This is a genomic window from Streptomyces sp. NPDC041135, assembly GCF_055592085.1.
This window is the reverse complement of record NZ_JBVIYZ010000005.1, coordinates 428,075-446,175: the sequence shown is the minus strand read 5'-3', so window position 1 is coordinate 446,175 and position 18,101 is coordinate 428,075. Positions and strand designations below refer to the sequence as shown.

At 74.4% G+C, this 18,101-nt stretch carries 18 protein-coding genes; 10 read left to right on the top strand and 8 right to left on the bottom strand.

The annotated features are described in order from the left end of the window. The first annotated feature begins 131 nt into the window (after positions 1–131). The 3 genes from ACZ6CZ_RS15600 to ACZ6CZ_RS15590 all read left to right on the top strand — a co-directional run bounded on the left by ACZ6CZ_RS15600 (position 132) and on the right by ACZ6CZ_RS15590 (position 3,201). Positions 132–1,709 carry an ABC transporter substrate-binding protein gene (locus ACZ6CZ_RS15600; RefSeq protein WP_469020338.1) on the top strand — a complete coding sequence of 526 codons (1,578 nt, stop codon included), beginning with the start codon at positions 132–134 and terminating at the stop codon, positions 1,707–1,709. A gap of 93 nt (positions 1,710–1,802) precedes the next feature. Next, on the top strand, positions 1,803–2,486 hold the full coding sequence (ung, locus tag ACZ6CZ_RS15595; RefSeq protein WP_469020334.1) for a uracil-DNA glycosylase: 684 nt from the start codon (positions 1,803–1,805) through the stop codon (positions 2,484–2,486). Positions 2,487–2,583: 97 nt separating this feature from the next. Continuing rightward, positions 2,584–3,201, top strand: a complete 618-nt coding sequence (locus ACZ6CZ_RS15590; protein WP_469020330.1) for a hypothetical protein — start codon at positions 2,584–2,586, stop codon at positions 3,199–3,201. Between the two features lie 41 nt (positions 3,202–3,242). Here ACZ6CZ_RS15590 and ACZ6CZ_RS15585 read toward each other — a convergent pair whose 3' ends face one another. Next, positions 3,243–3,710: a hypothetical protein gene (locus ACZ6CZ_RS15585; RefSeq protein WP_469020324.1), complete on the bottom strand. Its 468-nt coding sequence runs from the start codon at positions 3,708–3,710 to the stop codon at positions 3,243–3,245. 114 nt (positions 3,711–3,824) lie between these two features. Beyond that, on the bottom strand, positions 3,825–4,340 hold the full coding sequence (locus tag ACZ6CZ_RS15580) for a DinB family protein (RefSeq protein ID WP_469020322.1): 516 nt from the start codon (positions 4,338–4,340) through the stop codon (positions 3,825–3,827). A gap of 197 nt (positions 4,341–4,537) precedes the next feature. Here ACZ6CZ_RS15580 and ACZ6CZ_RS15575 point away from each other — a divergent pair, with 197 nt between their 5' ends. Then, positions 4,538–5,449, top strand: a complete 912-nt coding sequence (locus ACZ6CZ_RS15575; protein WP_469020319.1) for a Gfo/Idh/MocA family protein — start codon at positions 4,538–4,540, stop codon at positions 5,447–5,449. Here ACZ6CZ_RS15575 and lnt read toward each other — a convergent pair. Both lnt and ACZ6CZ_RS15565 read right to left on the bottom strand, forming a co-directional pair. Next, positions 5,367–6,956: an apolipoprotein N-acyltransferase gene (lnt, locus tag ACZ6CZ_RS15570; RefSeq protein ID WP_469020313.1), complete on the bottom strand. Its 1,590-nt coding sequence runs from the start codon at positions 6,954–6,956 to the stop codon at positions 5,367–5,369. The genes ACZ6CZ_RS15575 and lnt overlap by 83 nt on opposite strands. Before the next feature lie 65 nt (positions 6,957–7,021). Further along, positions 7,022–7,513 (bottom strand): nuclear transport factor 2 family protein, encoded by a 492-nt coding sequence (locus tag ACZ6CZ_RS15565; RefSeq protein WP_469020308.1) that lies wholly within the window; start codon positions 7,511–7,513, stop codon positions 7,022–7,024. 146 nt (positions 7,514–7,659) lie between these two features. Between ACZ6CZ_RS15565 and ACZ6CZ_RS15560 the strand changes: the two genes are divergently transcribed. Next, complete coding sequence (locus ACZ6CZ_RS15560) at positions 7,660–8,280, top strand: DUF4291 domain-containing protein (protein ID WP_469020304.1); 621 nt, start codon at positions 7,660–7,662, stop codon at positions 8,278–8,280. Between the two features lie 44 nt (positions 8,281–8,324). Here the strand turns inward: ACZ6CZ_RS15560 and ACZ6CZ_RS15555 are convergent, their stop codons facing one another. Both ACZ6CZ_RS15555 and ACZ6CZ_RS15550 read right to left on the bottom strand, forming a co-directional pair. Next, a complete protein-coding gene (locus tag ACZ6CZ_RS15555) occupies positions 8,325–8,504 on the bottom strand; it encodes a hypothetical protein (protein ID WP_469020300.1) in 180 nt (59 codons plus the stop codon). Positions 8,505–8,928: 424 nt separating this feature from the next. Next, positions 8,929–9,399 carry a winged helix-turn-helix transcriptional regulator gene (locus ACZ6CZ_RS15550; RefSeq protein ID WP_469020295.1) on the bottom strand — a complete coding sequence of 157 codons (471 nt, stop codon included), beginning with the start codon at positions 9,397–9,399 and terminating at the stop codon, positions 8,929–8,931. A 106-nt stretch (positions 9,400–9,505) separates the two neighbouring features. Between ACZ6CZ_RS15550 and ACZ6CZ_RS15545 the strand changes: the two genes are divergently transcribed. Beyond that, positions 9,506–10,675: a thiolase family protein gene (locus ACZ6CZ_RS15545; protein WP_469020292.1), complete on the top strand. Its 1,170-nt coding sequence runs from the start codon at positions 9,506–9,508 to the stop codon at positions 10,673–10,675. 7 nt (positions 10,676–10,682) lie between these two features. On the opposite strand, the gene ACZ6CZ_RS15540 is transcribed toward ACZ6CZ_RS15545, so the two are convergent. Continuing rightward, the gene (locus tag ACZ6CZ_RS15540; RefSeq protein WP_469020287.1) at positions 10,683–11,477 is read right to left on the bottom strand and encodes a TVP38/TMEM64 family protein; all 795 of its coding nucleotides are present in this window, start codon (positions 11,475–11,477) and stop codon (positions 10,683–10,685) included. Between the two features lie 323 nt (positions 11,478–11,800). Between ACZ6CZ_RS15540 and tuf the strand changes: the two genes are divergently transcribed. Next, positions 11,801–12,970, top strand: coding sequence for an elongation factor Tu (gene tuf, locus ACZ6CZ_RS15535; protein ID WP_469020283.1), 1,170 nt, complete (start codon positions 11,801–11,803; stop codon positions 12,968–12,970). A 117-nt stretch (positions 12,971–13,087) separates the two neighbouring features. After that, positions 13,088–13,933, top strand: coding sequence for a spermidine synthase (locus tag ACZ6CZ_RS15530; RefSeq protein WP_469020279.1), 846 nt, complete (start codon positions 13,088–13,090; stop codon positions 13,931–13,933). A gap of 11 nt (positions 13,934–13,944) precedes the next feature. On the opposite strand, the gene ACZ6CZ_RS15525 is transcribed toward ACZ6CZ_RS15530, so the two are convergent. After that, the gene (locus ACZ6CZ_RS15525) at positions 13,945–14,967 is read right to left on the bottom strand and encodes a DUF8017 domain-containing protein (protein ID WP_469020273.1); all 1,023 of its coding nucleotides are present in this window, start codon (positions 14,965–14,967) and stop codon (positions 13,945–13,947) included. A 188-nt stretch (positions 14,968–15,155) separates the two neighbouring features. Between ACZ6CZ_RS15525 and ACZ6CZ_RS15520 the strand changes: the two genes are divergently transcribed. After that, positions 15,156–15,593, top strand: coding sequence for a DUF4442 domain-containing protein (locus ACZ6CZ_RS15520; RefSeq protein ID WP_469020554.1), 438 nt, complete (start codon positions 15,156–15,158; stop codon positions 15,591–15,593). 560 nt (positions 15,594–16,153) lie between these two features. Continuing rightward, complete coding sequence (locus tag ACZ6CZ_RS15515; protein WP_469020267.1) at positions 16,154–18,085, top strand: RICIN domain-containing protein; 1,932 nt, start codon at positions 16,154–16,156, stop codon at positions 18,083–18,085. Positions 18,086–18,101 lie beyond the last annotated feature (16 nt).

Here is an 18,101-nt window from a genome sequence, read left to right as displayed (position 1 = left end):
GGACACGCACAGCGGGCTGACAACGTCGTCATCGGTAACGATCAAGACGCCTTCTCCCGCGGTGGTTCAGCGCGCCGGGCGCTGCGGTATGGTCTGCCGACCCTTGGTATGGCAGATCGAGGAGCGTGCGCGTGTTCAACCGGAACCGATGCCTGCACACAGTGGCGGCGGTCGCGTCCATATCCCTGATGGCGGGATGCAGCGTCTTTTCCGACGGCAGTCCCGACAGCCAGGGTCCGATCGTCGTGGGTACCACCAGTGCGCCGAGCACCCTCGATCCCGCCGCCGCCTGGGACGGCTCCTGGGAGCTGTTCCGCAACATCTACCAGACCCTCCTCGCCTACCCGAACGGCGCGACGACCCCGCAGCCGGACGCCGCCGAGCACTGCTCGTTCACCGACGGCACCAACCGCACCTACCGCTGCACGCTGCGCTCGGGCATGAAGTTCGCCGACGGTGACCCGCTGACCGCCGCGGCCGTCAAGCACTCCCTCGACCGCATCAGGACCATCGACGCCCCCGGCGGCCCCGCCGGACTGCTCGGCAGCCTGGACCGGGTGCAGGTGACCGGCGACCGCGAGGTGGTCTTCCACCTCAACCAGCCCGACGCCACCTTCCCGTTCGTCCTCGCCACCCCGGCCATGTCGATCGTCGACCCCGACGACTACCCGGCCGCGTCGCTGCGCAAGGACGGCAAGGTCTTCGGCTCGGGGCCGTACAAGCTCGACTCCTACGAGGACGGCAAGAAGGCCGTCCTGGTGCGCAACGACCACTACGACGGCTTCGCCGAGCGGCAGAACAACGCGGTGACGATCCGTTACTTCCAGGACTCGTCCAGCATGGTGAAGGCGCTGCGCGACGGGCAGATCGACGTCACCTACCGAGGTCTGGCCGCCGACGACATCCTCGCCCTCCAGAAGCAGGGCACCGGCGACCTGCAACTGGTCGACGGCGCGGGCACCGACATCAGCTACCTGGTGTTCAACCCCAAGGACCCGTGGGCCAAGCAGCCCGCCGTCCGCAAGGCGATCGCCCAGATCATCGACCGCGCCGCGATCGCGCACAAGGTGTACAAGGACACCGTGGACCCGCTGTACTCGATGGTCCCCAAGGGCCTCACCGGCCACACCACCAGCTTCTTCGACGACTACGGCGACCCGAGCGTCCCCAAGGCGCACAAGATCCTCACCGACGCCGGCATCACCCAGCGCGTCCCGCTGGTCCTCTGGTACACCACCGACCGCTACGGCTCCGAGACGGCACTGGAGTTCCGCGAGCTGAAGCGGCAGCTGGAGGCCTCCGGGCTGTTCTCCGTCACGCTCAAGAGCCGCCCCTGGAAGACCTACGTGGTCGGCTACCAGAAGGGCGAGTACCCGGTGTTCGGCCGCGGCTGGTTCCCGGACTTCCCCGACGCCGACAACTTCATCGCCCCGTTCGTCGGCCGGCAGAACGCCCTCGGCACGCCCTACCCGGCGCCGAAGATCACCAACGATCTGCTGCCCCGCTCCCGCGGCGAGAGCGACCGCGCCCAGGTGGTCAAGGAATTCGAGCAGGCCCAGCAGATCCTCGTCGACGACGCCCGGCTGCTGCCGCTGTGGCAGGGCCGGCAGTACGTGGCGGCCAGCGACGACGTCTCCGGCGGCGAGCGCGCCCTCGACCCGTCGACGATCATGATGATGTGGGAGCTGCACCGCAAGACCAGCTGGTAGCGGGACTTGCGCAACCGGCCCCGGGGCCGGTTGTCAGTGCTCGCCGGTAGGTTCTGCATCCGGCAAGTGACCGCACATCGTGAGGACGTTGACGTGACCGACATCGCCATGCTGCCCGAGTCCTGGCGCGGGGTTCTGGGCGACGAACTGCAGCAGCCCTACTTCAAGGAGCTGACCGAGTTCGTCGAGGAGGAGCGGGCGAAGGGACCGGTGTACCCGCCGCGCGAGGAGGTCTTCGCCGCCCTGGACGCGACGCCGTACGACCGGGTCAAGGTGCTCGTGCTGGGCCAGGACCCCTACCACGGCGAGGGACAGGGGCACGGCCTGTGCTTCTCGGTGCGCCCCGGGGTGCGCACCCCGCCCTCGCTGCGCAACATCTACAAGGAGATGAAGGAGGAGCTGGGCCTGCCGGTGCCCGACAACGGCTATCTGATGCCGTGGGCCCGGCAGGGCGTGCTGCTGCTCAACGCGGTGCTCACCGTCCGGGCCGGCGAGGCCAACTCGCACAAGGGGCGGGGCTGGGAGAAGTTCACGGACGCGGTGATCCGCGCGGTGGCCGAGCGGCCCGACCCGGCGGTGTTCGTGCTGTGGGGCAACTACGCGCAGAAGAAGCTCCCGCTGATCGACGAGAGCCGGCACGTGGTGGTCAAGGGCGCCCACCCCTCGCCGCTGTCCGCGAAGAGGTTCTTCGGCTCGCGCCCCTTCAGCCAGATCAACGAGGCCGTCGCCCGGCAGGGTCACGAGCCGATCGACTGGCGTATCCCGGACCTCGGCTGACCGCCCTGCCCGGCGGTGCCGTCGGAGCCGCCTGACCGGGAATGCCCCCGCCGCCGGTTAGCGTCGGGGGACAACCGACGAGTGCCCGGAGGACGCGGTGGCCAAGCGACAGGAGCGGACGGCGCCGGACGCCGTGCTGACCCGGATCGGGCAGGTCGTGATGTTGCATCACGCCGGCGACCGGGAGGAGGCCCGGCGCCGGCTGCTCGAGCTGTGGACGGAGGTCGGCGAGGACGGCGACCCGCTGCACCGCTGCACCCTGGCCCACTACCTCGCCGACACCCAGGACGACCCCGACGACGAACTCGCCTGGGACCTGCGCGCGTTGTCGGCGGCGGACGAGGCCGCGCACCGAGCCGCCGAGGCGGAGCCGGAAGCGGCCGTCACCGCGGCCGGGGCCGCCGTACCGGCGGACACCGGGGGCGGGCCCGGACAGGAGGCGCCCGGCGCCGAGCCGGCCGGGGCGGGCCCGCCGGGCATCCGCGGCTTCTACCCGTCCCTGCACCTCAACCTCGCCGCCGACTACGTCAGGCTCGGCCGCGCCGACGCCGCCCGCGTCCACCTGCGCCGGGCGCGCGGTGCGGTGGGCGCCCTCGCCGACGACGGCTACGGCGACGGGGTGCGGGCCGCGATCGGCCGGCTGGAACTGCGGCTCGGCGAGGGCGGCGCCGGGGACGGGGCCTTCGGGGGACCGCCGCGCCGGCGGCCGACGTAGCGCCCACGGCCCCGGGGCACCGGGGTGCGGGTGGGCGGCGGTCAGCGGCCGGAGGCCCGCCCGCAGATCACCGCCTCGGGGCTGTCCTGGTGCCAGCCGCCGTACCGCCTGCCGAGGGCGCACACGTCCGGGGTGACCGGGACGGCCCCGGAGACGCCGGGCAGGCCGGCGCGCGGCGGCCTGGGCCGCTCGGGACGCGGCCGGTGCTGCGGACGGCCCGGTGCGGCGGGCGCACGCCGGGCCGCGGGAGGCGGCGGCGCGGGCGGATGCGCGACGGATTCCGCGGGACGCCGTGGATCCCGGGACGGGCCGACCCTCTCCAGGGCCTCCCGGGCCGGCGCCTGCACGACGCGCGGCGTGGTGTGGCCGTCCGGCCGGGACGCCGACCGCTGCGAGGACGCCGTGTCCGGCGGCCCGGGCGGCGCCGGACGCTGGACCGTCACACAGCCGGAGAGGGCCGAGACGGCCACGGTGACCAGGAGCGCCGCGGTGGTGGTCGTTCGATGCACCCGAGCAACTCTGCTGGGTCGGCGCCCGCGTTGGGAACGGCAGCCGAGCGGATGATGATCCGTACGGGTGACGTCATGCCCCGTCCGGGTGAGCCGGGAGCGCCGAGGCTGACGTCAGTCGCCGGTGGCGCCGTCGAGCCGCTCGCGCAGCAGGTCCGCGTGGCCGTTGTGGCGGGCGTACTCCTCGATCATGTGGGTGTAGATCCAGCGCAGGCTGAACGGCTGCCCGCTCTGCCGGCTGAGCCCCTTGGAGAAGTCGTCGAGCGCCAGGTCCGCGGCATGGCGCCGGGCGGTCGCGGTCTGCGCCCGCCAGGTGTCGTACGCCTCCTGCCAGGTGTCGCGGTCGGTGGGGTGGAAGTCGCCGTCCGGGTCCTCGTCCGAGCAGTACAGCGGTCCGGGGTCGACGCCCAGCAGCACCTCGTGGAACCAGTACCCCTCGACCTCCGCCAGGTGCCGCACCAGGCCGAGCAGGGACATCCCGGACGGCGGCACGGACGCCGTGCGCAGCTGCTCGTCGGTGAGGTCCGCGCACTTCAGGATCAGGGTCTGGCGGTGGTAGTCCAGCCAGCCCTCCAGCATGGCGCGTTCACCGGCGTCGGTGGCGGGTTCGCTGCGCTCTGTCTGTGTCATGCCCGCATCCTCGCCCGCACCGGTCGCCACCCGCCAGGCGTTTTCCGCGACGCCCCCGGCTGCCGTGCCGCCTGCCTGAGTCGCCGCGCCCGCCCCGGCCAGGGGCGGCGACCGGGCCCGTGCGCCGGCCGGCGGCCCCCGTATGCTGCCCGGGAGGCCCGGACGGGCACGCACAGGCGAGCGGCAGGGGAGCATCAGTGAAGGTCGGCTGCATCGGACTCGGAGACATCGCGCGGAAGGCCTACCTGCCGGTGCTGGCCACGCTGCCGGGGACCGACCTGCACCTGCACACCCGTACGCCCGCCACCCTGACCGAGGTCGCCGACTCCCTGCGCGTCCCGGACGACCGGCGCCACGCGACCCTGGACGACCTGCTCGCCCAGGACCTCGACGCGGCCTTCGTGCACGCCCCCACCGCCGTCCACCCCGAGATCGTCACCCGGCTGCTGGAGGCGGGGGTGGCGACGTACGTCGACAAGCCGCTCGCCTACGAACTCGCCGACTCCGAACGGCTGGTGGCACTGGCCGAGCGGCGCGGCGTCTCCCTCTTCGTCGGCTTCAACCGCCGGCACGCCCCCGGCTACACGCAGTGCGCCGACCACCCGCGCGAACTGATCCTCATGCAGAAGAACCGGATCGGGCTGCCCGAGGAACCCCGCACGATGATCCTCGACGACTTCATCCATGTCGTCGACACCCTGCGCTTCCTGGCGCCCGGACCGGTCGACGACGTGACCGTGCGGGCCCGCACGGCCGGCGGGCTGCTGGAACACGTGGTGCTCCAGCTGGCCGGGGACGGCTTCACCGCGCTCGGCGTGATGAACCGGCTCAGCGGGTCTGCGGAGGAGATCCTCGAGGTGTCCGGGCAGGACACCAAGCGCCAGGTGCTCAACCTCGCCGAGGTCGTCGACCACAAGGGGCAGCCGACGGTGCGCCGGCGCGGCGACTGGGTGCCGGTCGCCCGGCAGCGCGGCATCGAACAGGCGGTGCTCGCCTTCCTCGGCGCCGTCCGCGCGGGCGAGGTGCTCAGCGCCCGGGACGCGCTGGCGACTCACGAACTGTGCGAGCGGGTGGTACGAGCGGTTCTCGACCGGTCCGGCGCGGTCTGAGCGCCCGCACGCCCTCGGTCGCGCACAGCGCGGCCAGCACCAGCAGCGCCCCGTGCACCGGCCAGTCCCCGTAGCGGACGTACGGGGTGACGCCGTGCGCCAGCGGCACCCGGTAGACCCGGGCGGTGTCCGCGCCGGTGGCGAGCCAGGGGCCCACGCGTCCGCCGCCCGGACCGTAGACGGCGGAGTCGCCGGTGAGCGTCGCGTGCACCATCGGCCGGCCGGTCTCGGCGGCGCGCAGCGCGGCCAGCGAGGCGTGCTGCGCGGGCGCCCAGCTGCGCTGGAAGGACGACGTCGAGGACTGGCCCAGCAGGACGTCCGCGCCGTCCCCGGCGAGCCGCCGGCTCATGTCGGGGAACGCCGTCTCGAAGCAGACCAGGGGGCCGACGCGCAGCCCGTGTCCCGCCGTCATCACCACCTGCCCGGTGCCCTTGCGCCGGTCCTCGCCGGCCGCCTTGCCCACCGACGTGGCCCAGCCCAGCAGCGAACGGGCCGGTATGTACTCGCCGAACGGGATCAGCCGCATCTTGTCGTACCGGTCGCCGGTGGGGCCGGCGGGCCCGACCAGGACCGAACTCTTGTAGATGCCGGGCCGGTCGGAGCGGCGGGCGTCCACGTTGACCAGGACGTCGGCGCCGGTCGCCCGGGACAGCGCCGCGAGGCGCCGGGCCAGGTCGGGGCGCCGCCCCAGGTCGTGGCCGACGCTGCTCTCGCCCCAGACGACCAGGTCGACGTCCCGGCCCGCCAGGCTCCGGGTCAGCCGCTCCTCGCGGTCGAAGCGCCGGGCATCGCTGCCGGGGCCGTCGACGACGCCCGGCTGCACGACCGCGATCCGCACCTGGCCGTCCACGTCCGGGCGCGGTGACCACACCCAGGCCGCCGAGGTGGCGGCCGCCGTGGCCAGCAGCGAGGCCACGGCGGGCATCCGCGACGCGCGCACCGACACCAGGACGGCCGCGCTCACGTTCACGGCCACCACCAGGAAGCTCAGCAGCCACACCCCGCCCACCGAGGCCAGCCGCAGCGCCGGCGCCACCTGCCACTGCGTGGCACCGAGCATCCCCCAGGGCCCGCCGAGCCCCTGCCAGGACCGCACCAGCTCCACCGCCAGCCACCCCGACGGCAGCACCAGGAGCGCCGCCGCGCACCGCCCCGCCGACGGCGCCCCGCCGAGAAGGCGGTGCACCAGCCACCCCCACGGTGCCCACAGCGCGCTCAGCAGCCCGGCTATCAGGAAGATGAACACGTGCAGGCTCGGCAGCAGCCAGTGGTGCACGGCCACCATGAACCCGAACCCGCCGCACCAGCCGTCGTACGCCGCCCGCCGCCCGGTCGGGGCGGAGCGCACCAGCAGCAGCCACGGCACCAGGGCGACGTGGGCGAACCACCACAACGACGGCGCGGGGAAGGCGAGCACGGGCAGCGCGCCCGCGAGGGCGACCACGCCGGAGCGCCTCCAGGGGGAGGTGAGCAGGCGGTCGAGGGGCGGGCGCGCGAAGGTCCTCATAGCTCGCCTTCCTACCCAGCGACGGCCCCGGTGTGCCTCCCGGTGACGGATCTTCGGCAGCGGGCTCAGGTGTCCGCGGCCGCGGGGCCGCGGCCGGGCAGCCGGCGCCACTTCTCCTGGACGACCACCTCGCTCAGCCGCCAGCCCTCCGCCGTGCGCAGCAGCCCGAACGCGTACCGGCCGCCGCACACGAAGTCCGGGGCGGTGTCGCCGTCAGCCTCCCGGCCGGTCGCGACCCGCATCGGGTTGACGTAGTCGGCCCGGACCCGGGCGGTGTCCCCGGTGTCCTGGTCCAGGTTCGGGAACCGCACCCGGCGGTTGAGGATCAGATGCTGCCGCATCGAGAAGGGCTCCAGGCTCGCGGCGAGCCACTCGGCGACCTGGCCGGCGTCGCCCTCGATCCCGCCGGCCGAACGGTAGTCGGCCCGCCCGTCCGCCGCGAACAGTCCCCGGTAGGCCGCCCAGTCGCCGTCGTCCACCGCCACCGCGTACTCGGTGACCAACTCGTCCACGGCCAGCCGGTCCATCACGGTCGCCAGCTCCACACGCTGTGTCATCGGCACAGTGTTGGGCACGGGGGCGGCGGAGAGAAGAGGGCGCGCGCCGGTATTCGCCGCCGTCACGGCCGTTGCGGCGGCGCGGAGCCCCGGGGCGCCCGGGAAAACCGGTGGTGCGCGGCCGCGCCGGGGCCGACCCTGATGCGGTGAACGAACGCACGAACGACCCGGCCGCCCCGGAGCCCGCCTTCCGCGTCCGGGCCCGCCACACGGAGTCCACCCTCACCGTCTACCAGGCCTACCCGCCATCGATCGGAGCCCCGGCGGCCCGCACCGGCCGCTTCCCGCCGACCTGGAAACGCGACCGGATGACCTGGATCAAGCCGTCCTTCCTGTGGATGATGTACCGCTGCGGCTGGGGCACCAAGCCCGACCAGGAGACCGTCCTCGCCGTGGAGATCGACCGCGCCGGCTTCATCTGGGCGTTGCGCCACGCCTGCCTGTCGCACCACGTGCCCGCTCTGCACGGGGACCAGGCCGCCTGGAAGGCGGAGTTGAGGCGGTCACCGGCCCGGGTGCAGTGGGACCCCGAACGCGACCTGCACCTCGGCCCCCTGCCGCACCGCTCGCTCCAGCTCGGTCTCGCGGGGGAGGCGGCCGCCCGGTACGCCGACGAGTGGATCGTCGGCATCGAGGACGTGACGCCGCTGGCCGCCGAGGTGCACGCGCTGGTCCGCGCCGGTGAAACGGAGCGCGCCACCGCCCTGCTGCCCGAGGAACGGCCCTTCCCGGTGCCGGAGGACGTTCTCGCGCGCCTGCGGCACTAGGGGCTGTCAGGAACCGCAGGCTCTCCCGCGGCCCGGGCGCGCGCTCATGCCGCCCCGATGATCTCCTCGCGGATCGCCGCGGCCCACTCGACCACCAACAGCTCGTACTCCGTCCGCTCCTGGGCCGACAGCGAACCGCCCGCACGCAGCCACAGCGCCCGGATCTGCTCGTTCACCTCGGCAGCAGACCGCACGGAACCATGGACCAGGGAATCGGGGGACATGCGGACAAGCGTAGGGGCAAGCACTGACACTGCGCTACCGGATGGCTACGCAGACCGTATGGGCTCGGTCACTGCCGCGGAATTCCCGGACTTCTCCGCGGGGCCGGGCCCGCAGAGCCGCGCGGTCCGGTCGGCCCAGCCCAGCGGGCATATGCCCGACGGGCGGCCGGGCGGAGTCCCTCGTGCCCCGCGTCGCCCGCCTCCGCGGTGTGCCGCGCTCCGCAGCCGCGGGACGCTCACCGAATCCGCAGGCCGCGGCCCTCGCGGGGCGCCGCGGACGGCCGCGGCGCGGCGGTGCTGCCGGACTGCGCGGCCCACGGCGCGGGAGATGTCCGAAACGGCAGCGCGAGCCGGCCGGGTGCGGGAGCCGGTCGCGTGAGAGCGGAGCCGGACGCGAAGGCCGTCGCCGGTGGGCGCCCCGGTCTCAGGCCGCCGACGGGCCGGTGAGGGTCCAGCCGGGGGCCTGCGGGTGGGCCCGCAGGTCCTCGTGGCGGACGGGGGCGGCGCAGGCCGAGCAGGTCACCACCGGGACCAGTTCGTTGCCGCAGGCGTGCTCGACCACCATGGGGCGGTCGTCGTCGCCGCGCAGATGCCGGTCGCCCCACGCCATGAGGGTCATCAGGACCGGCTCCAGCTCCAGGCCCGCCGGTGTGGGCCGGTACTCGAAGCGCCGCGGGCGCTCGCTGTAGGCGAGCTTCGCCAGGATCCCGGCGTCGACGAGCCGGCGCAGCCGGGTGGCCAGGACGTCGCGCGGGGCGCCGGTGTTGCGCACCAGCTGGTCGAAGCGGCCGTTGCCGAGGCACACCTCCCGCAGGACGAGCAGGGAGTACTTCTCGCCCACGAGCGCCAGGGCGTCGGCGATGGAGCAGGGGCGGGGATCCTTCACGGCGGCCATGACGCCCAGTCTAGATGAGGGTTTGTTTTTCCAACTGACCGGGCTATGGTGAGTTCGGATTTCCTACTCACTGGTAATCGCCCGGCGGCCAAGGAGGCCCCGCACCATGCGAGACGCAGTCATCGTCGAAGCCGTACGCACCCCCATCGGCAAGGGCAGGCCGAACGGCTCCCTCGCCCACGTCCACCCCGTGGAACTCCTCGCCCACACCCTGCGCACCCTGGTGGAGCGCTCCGGTGTCGACCCCGCCCTGATCGACGACGTCATCGGCGGCACCGTCGACCAGGTCGGCGAGCAGGCCATGAACACCACCCGGTACGCCCTGCTCTCCGCGGGCTTCCCCGAGACGGTCCCGGCGGCCACCGTGGACCGGCAGTGCGGCTCCTCCCAGCAGGCCGTGCACTTCGCCGCCCAGGGCGTCGTCTCCGGCGCCTACGACCTGGCCGTCGCCTGCGGGGTGGAGTCGATGAGCCGGGTGCCGATGTGGTCCAACGTGCCCGAGGGCGCCGACCCCTTCGGCCCCGGGATCGCCCGGCGCTACCCCGAGGGCCTGGTCCCGCAGGGCATCAGCGCCGAGCTGATCGCCGCCAAGTGGTCCCTCGGCCGGGAGCGGATGGACGCCTTCGCCCTCTCCTCGCACCACAGGGCCGCCGACGCCTGGCGGGCCGGCCTGTTCGACGCCGAGGTCGCGCCCCTGGACGGGGTCGCACGCGACGAGTGCGTCCGGCCGGACAGCACCCCGGAGATCCTCGCCGGACTCAGGCCCGCCTACTACGACGCGGCCCTCGCGGAGCGCTTCCCGCAGATCGAGTGGAACGTCACCGCGGGCAACGCCAGCCCGGTCAACGACGGCGCCTCGGCCGTGCTGATCGCCTCCGGCGAGACCGCGGCCCGCCTCGGCCTGCGCCCGCTGGCCCGCCTGCACAGCTTCGCCGTCACCGGCTCCGACCCGCTGCTGATGCTGACCGGCGTCATACCCGCGACCGAGAAGGTGCTGCGCAGGGCCTCCCTGACCCTCGACGACATCGACCTGTTCGAGGTCAACGAGGCCTTCGCCGCCGTCGTCCTGGCCTGGCAGCAGGAGACCGGAGCCGACCTCGACAAGGTCAACGTGCACGGCGGCGCCCTGGCCCTCGGCCACCCGCTGGGCGCCAGCGGCACCCGCCTGACCACCACCCTGGTCCACGCCATGCGCGCCCGCGGCGCCCGCTACGCCCTGCAGACCATGTGCGAGGCGGGCGGCCTGGCCAACGCAATGATCCTGGAGGCCGTCTGACCGGTCCTCAGCCGGCCCGCAACTGGTGGCGCTTGCGCCAGGCCACCACCACGCCCACCAGCGCGGGCAGGGCGATGGCCGCCATGGCGATCAGGAAGGCGGGCGACGTCGGCGCCGAGGCGCGGGCCCCGGCGACCGCGTACGCGGCGGTGTTCGGGATCGAGCCGAGCGCCGTCGCCAGCACGAACGGCAGCCAGCCCATGCGGGAGACGGCGGCGCAGTAGTTCGCGGCCCAGAACGGCACCCCGGGGAACAGCCGCGCCGCCAGCATCGACCGGAAGCCGTGCCGGCTGAGCTGGCCGTCGGCCGCCCGCAGCCAGCGCCCGCGCAGCAGCGGGCGCAGCGCGTCCTGTCCCAGCAGCCGGCCCAGCCCGAACGCCACCCCGGCGCCCAGCACCGTGCCCGCCAGCGCCGTGCCCAGCCCCAGCTGGGAGCCGAACAGCGCGCCCGCCGCCAGGTTCAGCAGCGGCCGCGGCACGAACGCCACGGTGCACAGGCCGTACGCCACCGCGAACACGGCCGCCGCGGCCGCCCCGCCGAGCTGCGGCGGCCAGCCGTGCGTCAGCAGCCGTTGCGGCTGGAACAGCAGCACGCCCGTCGCCGCGCCCGCGAGGAGCACCAGCAGCAGGGACAGCCGGGACCAGGGGGACAGCAGCGCGCGCGTGCAGCGTCCGGTGAATCTCGCGCGCGCAGCGGAGGGGACGCCCGCGGCCGTGGGGACGACGGCGGCGAACTCAAGGGCGGTGGCCGGGGGAGCGACCGTTGCGGTGCCCCCAGAGCGGTTGGTGGCATCGTCGAGCATCCGGCGACCCTAACCGACAACGTGTGTGATCGCCGTATGGTCCGTCTCACCTCCGGCGCCGCGCGGGGCCGTTGCCGGGAAAACCGTTCGACGCCGGACGCCGCGTCGGCGATGCTCGACGACATGTTCCGGCACGCCTTCCCCCTCGCAGCATCCGCGGTCGCGGATGCCCCGAAGGCTGCCGTCCCGCCCGCCCCGGCCACCGCCGGCGGCGCCCGAAGCTGACCCTCTCCGGATCGTCCGGCGGACCCCGCAGGGGGAGGGTCGGCGCTTCTCACGGGGTCCCGCGTTCCCCAGGACACACCAGGCTTCGAGGTACAGCCATGCCCAAGACGGCGTACGTGCGCACCAAACCGCATCTCAACATCGGCACGATGGGCCACGTCGACCACGGCAAGACCACCCTGACCGCCGCCATCACCAAGGTGCTGGCCGGGCGCGGCACCGGCACCTTCGTGCCGTTCGACCGCATCGACCGCGCCCCCGAGGAGGCCGCGCGGGGCATCACCATCAACCTCGCGCACATCGAGTACGAGACCGACACCCGGCACTACGCCCACGTCGACATGCCCGGCCACGCCGACTACGTCAAGAACATGGTCACCGGTGCCGCGCAGCTCGACGGGGCGATCCTCGTCGTCTCCGCGCTCGACGGGATCATGCCGCAGACCGCCGAACACGTGCTGCTCGCCCGGCAGGTGGGCGTCGACCACATCGTCGTCGCCCTCAACAAGGCCGACGCGGGCGACGAGGAGCTGACCGACCTGGTCGAGCTGGAGGTCCGCGACCTGCTCACCTCCCAGGGCTACCCGGGCGACTCCGTACCCGTGGTACGGGTCTCCGGGCTGCGCGCCCTGGAGGGCGACCCGCGGTGGACGGAGTCCGTGGAGGCGCTGCTGGACGCCGTGGACACGTACGTGCCCATGCCGGAGCGGTACCTCGACGCGCCGTTCCTGCTGCCGGTGGAGAACGTGCTCACCATCACCGGCCGGGGAACCGTCGTCACCGGTGCCGTCGAGCGCGGCACGGTCCGGGTCGGGGACCGGGTCGAGGTGCTCGGCGCCGGCCTGGAGACGGTCGTCACCGGGCTGGAGACCTTCGGCAGGCCGATGGCGGAGGCGCAGGCCGGGGACAACGTGGCGCTGCTGCTGCGCGGGGTGGCGCGGGACGCCGTCCGGCGCGGGCACGTCGTCGCGGCGCCCGGCAGCGTCGTGCCCAGCCGCCGCTTCACCGCACGGGTCCACGTCCTGGCGGCCCGCGAGGGCGGCCGCACGACGCCCGTCTCCACGGGCTACCGGCCGCAGTTCTACATCCGTACGGCGGACGTGGTGGGCGACGTCGACCTGGGGGAGGCGGCGGTGGCCAGGCCCGGGGACACGGTCACGGTGACCGTGGAGCTGGGGCGCGAGGTGCCGCTGGAGCCGGGGCTCGGCTTCGCGGTCCGGGAGGGCGGCCGGACCGTCGCGGCGGGGACGGTCACCACCGTCGGGTGACAGCCGCCCCCGCGCGCGCGGGACTTCGCGGGCGCGGCGGCCGGCCGGGTCCGCCCGGCCGGCCGCCGCAGCACGGCCCCGCGCTCCGGCGGCCGCGCCGCGGCGCACAATGGAGGGGTGAGCGAGTCCATACCGGTCAGCCGGGCCGTCGACCACGGCACCGCCAAACTGATGCCCGACGTCGACCGGGAGCGGGCCTGGCTGCTGACCGTCGACGGGGCGCCCCAGTCGTACGTCGACCTGGACGCGCCCACGCATCTGGAGTTCGAGTACGCCCGGCGGCTCGGACACGTCCTGGACACCGCCGCCGAGCCGGGGCGCCCGCTGGACGCCGTGCACCTCGGCGGCGGCGCGCTCACGCTGCCCCGCTACCTGGCAGCGACCCGGCCGGGTTCGAGGCAGGACGTCGTGGAGGCCGACCGGGGGCTGCTGGAGCTGGTCGCCGAGCATCTGCCGCTGCCGGACGGCGCCGGCATCACCCTGCATCCGGCCGACGCGCGGGCCTGGCTGGAGAGCGCCGCGGACGACTCGGCCGACGTGCTGGTCGCGGACGTCTTCGGCGGTTCGCGCATCCCCGCGCACCTCACCACGCTCGCCTACGCCCGCGCGGCCGGACGCGTCCTGCGCCCGGACGGCGTGTACCTGGCCAACCTGGCCGACGCCGCGCCCTTTTCCTTCCTGCGCTCCCAACTCGCCACCCTGGGCGAGGTGTTCGAGGAGCTGGTGCTGATCGCCGAGCCGGGGGTGCTGCGCGGCCGGCGGTTCGGCAACGCGGTGCTCGCCGCCTCCCACCGCCCCCTCGACACCACCGCCCTGGCCCGCCGCACCGCCTCCGACGCCTTCCCGGCCCGGGTGCGGCACGGCGCGGACCTGCGGGACTTCACCGGCGCCGCCCGCCCGGTGCGGGACGAGGACGCCGTACCGTCGCCCGAGCCCCCGGACGGGGCGTTCGGTATCGGCTGAGCCCGGGAAGGTCAGGTCGCCGTCGGCTTGCCGTGCAGCCGGACCGTGCTCAGGATCTTCATGACGGTCGCGGTGCCGACCTCTCCGGTCACGCCCTTGGCGCCGTAGAAGTTGAACGACACGATGTCCCCGGCCGAGTTCTTGAAGCCGAAGGTGAGGGCCTTGCCGTCGCTGGCGCACTTGCCCTTCTGCGGGGTGCCGGCGGAACGCGCCCAGGCGTACGCGCCCGCGACGCCGGCCTTGGTGGTGTACGCCGTGGCCTTCTTGTCCCAGCTGAGGCTCTTCTTGTCCGGCTGGGTGTAGCCGCCGTACACCCACCAGGGGACTTCCCGGACCGCCGCGTCACCGGGGCTCTTGGCGCCGCTCTCGCCCTTGGTGCCGACCGCGGCCAGCGCCGTGTCCTCGGTCCTGCCGTCCTTGTCGCTGTCGGTGCTGCACCACTTGGACTTGTACTGGGCCGGTGCCGACATGGTGATCAGCGGCTTCACGTCGTCGGACTTGTCGTCCTCGAAGCCGATGTTGGTGCCGGGCGTCTCGACCTCCCAGTCCGCGGGGACGTCGAAGGCCGTGCCCCAGCGCGGGTTCACGACGACCTTCCACCCCGGGACGGTCGGCTTCTCCGTCTCGTCGCCGCGCGGGTTGTCGTCCGGGGCGGACTGCGTGGCGGTCGGATCGGGCGACGGTGACGGCGACTGGCTCGTGCGGCCCTTCCCGCCGCCGTCCGCCTCGTCGTGCTCGCCCTTGTCGCCGCCGAGGACCAGCGCCCCCGTGACACCGGCCGCCACCACGACCGCCGTGGCGGCGATGATCGCGATCAGCTTGGTCCGGTTGCCCCCGCCCGGGCCCTGCGGCGGCTGCGGCGGACCGGCGGGCGCGCCCGGGCCCCACTGCGGCTGCGGCTGCGGCGGGCCGGGCTGCGGGTACTGCTGGAAGCCGGGCTGCTGGTACGGATTCGGCTGCTGGTAACCCGGCTGCTGGTACGGGTTGTTCTGCGGGTTCTGCTCGCCCCCGGGCGGCTGCTGTCCTGGCCACATGGCGAGTAACCCTAGTGCCGCCCCGGACACGGTCGGGTCACCGCCCCTTGTCAGGGACGTACCGAAATGGCGACACGGCCCTCCGGGGCACGCGCGGCGCGGGTGCCGGGGCGGCACCGAGATCCTGGCAGGGCTCTGGCCAGGGGCTGCTACTCGTGAGTAACATGCCGGTCATGAGCGCAGACCAGATGTCGATCGGCGAGTTGCTCGCCGCCACGGTCCCGATGGTCCGGACCCTGAACCTGGAGTACCTGGAGACCACTCCGGAGCGGGCCGTGCTGTCCCTGCCGGACCAGGGCGAGTACCGCAACCACGTCGGCGGCCCGCACGCCGGGGCGATGTTCACCCTCGGCGAGTCGGCCAGCGGCGCGATCGTCCTGGCGGCCTTCGGCGACCAGCTGTCCCGTGCCGTGCCGCTCCCGGTCACCGCGGAGATCGCGTTCAAGAAGATCGCCCTCGGCCCGGTGAAGGCCACCGCGACCCTCGGCCGCCCGATCGCCGAGGTGGTCGCCGAACTCGACGCGGGCCGGCGCCCCGAGTTCCCGGTGGCCGTCGCCATCCAGCGCGAGGACGGCGCCGTCACCAGCGAGATGACGGTGGTGTGGACGCTCCGCCCGAACAGCTGACGCGCCGCTGATGCAGTGCTGACGTATCGCCCGTGAGGGGCCCGGCCGGTTTCCGGCCGGGCCCCTCACGCGTGCCCGGCCGCGAACCTGCCGGGCGGTGCGGGCGGGGCGCGGTCGCCGCCTGGGCGCGGCCCGGGGCGGGGCGGTGTCCGGGGCGGCATACGGTCCGGCGGCGGTGACGGACCGGCGCGAGGGGCCGGGGGGGGGGTATCGGGTGCGCCCTCCGCATTTCCGTGCGCTTCCACGCACTCAACTCGCCGCTGCGTGAACCGCTTTTCGAATACCGGTGCGGATACCGCTGGTAACTGATGTGCGCATTCCGTGCGTTGATGCCGCTGCCTCTCGAACTCCTTGTTCTCTGTGCGGCGCGTGTGCGAAGGTGAGCCACCCCACGGGAGGGCAAAGGCCAGAACGCGACGAGCGGGCCGGCCCGTTGGACAGTCAGTCAACAAGCATTCGGCAGGAAAAACGCTCCCGCTAAAGGTACGCACCAATCCGGCTGCGCCTGCGGCGGGTGTCTTTCGTCCTGCCCGTGTTGAGACTGGGAAGGAAATGGTTCCGTGCAGTCCCCTCACCCCCCACGCCCGCCTTATCCGCCCGGTCCCGGCTCGCACACCGGCGAGTCCGACCGCGACCTCCTCGCCCGGCTCGCCACCGCGGGCGAGGAACGGCATCTCGCCGTCGCCCTGCTGCTGGCCCGGCACTGGCGGGCCACCTGCGACTACGCGATCGTGTGCCTCGCCTCCGCCACCACCACGGCCCAGTTCGTGGCCACCGCCGCCTTCCGCCGGGTGCTGGGCCGCCCGGCGGGCCGGACGGCCGCCGCGGCCCTGCGCCCGCAACTCCTCGAAGCGGTACGCGAGACCGTCCGCGAGTGGGCCGGCGACGACGGAATATGCTCGGTGCTGCCGGAATTGCGCAAACCCACCGGCGCCCGGGGGCTGCGCGCCGCGAGCCCCGGCATCCCCGAAAGAAGGCAACTCGCCGCACGCGCTTTCCAGGCCCTGCCCGCCGCCTCGCAATGCCTGCTGTGGCACACGCAGGCCGAGGCGGAACCGATAAGCGTCCCCGCCGCTCTGCTGGGCGTGGACAGCCGCACCGCGCAGGCCGCCCTGGAACAGGCCCGCGAGCAATTCCGGGCGGGCTGCGTACGCGCCCACCTCGAACTCGCGCCTTCCCGCGAATGCCGTTTCTACAACCGCCTCCTCGACATCCCCATGCGCCGTGGCGGCACCCTGCTCCCGGACGTCCGCCGGCACCTCGCGGCATGCCCCTACTGCCGGCACGCCGCCGAACAGCTCGGCCGCTTCGAGCGCGCCCTGGACGTGCTGCTCGCCGAGACCGTGCTCGGCTGGGGCGCCCTGCGCTACCTCGACTCACGCCCGGGACGCGCCGCCGGCCCGGCGGGGCCGCCCCCGCCACCGGCCGCCCTCGCGGCCTTGGGGGGCCGCCACCGCACCGAGCCCCCGGGCAGACGCCGTACGGCCGTGCTGGTGGGCGCCGGACTGACCTCGCTCGTCCTGCTCGCGGCGGTCCTGGTGGCCCGTGGCTGGTGCGATGACAACGGTGTCCCCGCGCCCGGCACGGCCACCTGGGGCGCCCCGGCCGGCAGCCCCGCGCACCCCGGTGCCGCCGGCGGGCAGCCCTCCGCCGCGTCGGCGGCCTCGCCCGCCGAGGTGGCCCGCGGCAGGCTGCGCAGCCTCAGCGCCGGGCGCTGCCTCGACGCGGACGAGGGCGCGGGCCGGGTCCGGGCGGGCGCGCAGGTGCGGCTCGCGGCGTGCTCGTCCGCCGGGTCCCAGCAGTGGTCGTACCGGGCCGACGGACTGCTGCGCAGCGCCGCCGACCCCACGCTCTGCCTGACCGCCGAGCCCGTCTCCCGGAGTGTGCTGGTGTCCGGCTGTGCGGCCCACACCGGCGAGGTGTCCTACGACCTCACCGTCCGCGGTGAACTCCTGCCGCGCGGACACCAGGGCCTGGCGCTCGCCCCGGACGCCGGCGCCGTTCCGGCCCGGGTCGTGGTGGCGGCCCGCGACGACTCCGGCAGGCAGCGCTGGACCCTGGAGACGGAGGTGGCGGCGTCCCGCCCGCCCCGCGCGGCCCCGGACGACACCCCGCGCTCCGGCGGACCGGCACCCTCGCCGACGGCGCCGGCCCCGCGCGCCGGGGAGGAGTCCGCGCCCGGCCCGGACGACCCGGACGCGGCGCCCCGCCGGGAGACCGGCGACACGTACCGCACCCGCCTCGGCCGCGCCGGCTCCCCCCGGCGTCCCACCGCGCCCCCGCTCCCCGCCGCCGCCCGGGCGACCGGTGCCCTCACCGGCGTCCTCACCGACGCGCTCGGCGAGGTCGCCCGGTCCGTGCCCCGGGCACCCCTGCCGGTGTCGCTGCCCCCGGCCACCGACGGCGCGGCAGGCGGGCCGGTGCGCGGGGCGTCGCACGGGCCGGTGCACCGGGTGGTGCTCGGAAGCCGCCGGGCGGGGCCGACCGGGTAGCCTTCCCATGGGCGCA

Bases quoted from the DNA above. Each gene is read 5' to 3' on its own strand.
- lnt (WP_469020313.1), bottom strand. From the start codon at position 6,956: ATGAGGACCTTCGCGCGCCCGCCCCTCGACCGCCTGCTCACCTCCCCC.
- ACZ6CZ_RS15550 (WP_469020295.1), bottom strand. From the start codon at position 9,399: ATGGCCGCCGTGAAGGATCCCCGCCCCTGCTCCATCGCCGACGCCCTG.
- ACZ6CZ_RS15545 (WP_469020292.1), top strand. From the start codon at position 9,506: ATGCGAGACGCAGTCATCGTCGAAGCCGTACGCACCCCCATCGGCAAG.
- ACZ6CZ_RS15555 (WP_469020300.1), bottom strand. From the start codon at position 8,504: ATGTCCCCCGATTCCCTGGTCCATGGTTCCGTGCGGTCTGCTGCCGAG.
- ACZ6CZ_RS15525 (WP_469020273.1), bottom strand. From the start codon at position 14,967: ATGTGGCCAGGACAGCAGCCGCCCGGGGGCGAGCAGAACCCGCAGAAC.
- ACZ6CZ_RS15540 (WP_469020287.1), bottom strand. From the start codon at position 11,477: ATGCTCGACGATGCCACCAACCGCTCTGGGGGCACCGCAACGGTCGCT.
- ACZ6CZ_RS15520 (WP_469020554.1), top strand. From the start codon at position 15,156: ATGTCGATCGGCGAGTTGCTCGCCGCCACGGTCCCGATGGTCCGGACC.
- ACZ6CZ_RS15565 (WP_469020308.1), bottom strand. From the start codon at position 7,513: ATGACACAGCGTGTGGAGCTGGCGACCGTGATGGACCGGCTGGCCGTG.
- ACZ6CZ_RS15580 (WP_469020322.1), bottom strand. From the start codon at position 4,340: ATGACACAGACAGAGCGCAGCGAACCCGCCACCGACGCCGGTGAACGC.
- tuf (WP_469020283.1), top strand. From the start codon at position 11,801: ATGCCCAAGACGGCGTACGTGCGCACCAAACCGCATCTCAACATCGGC.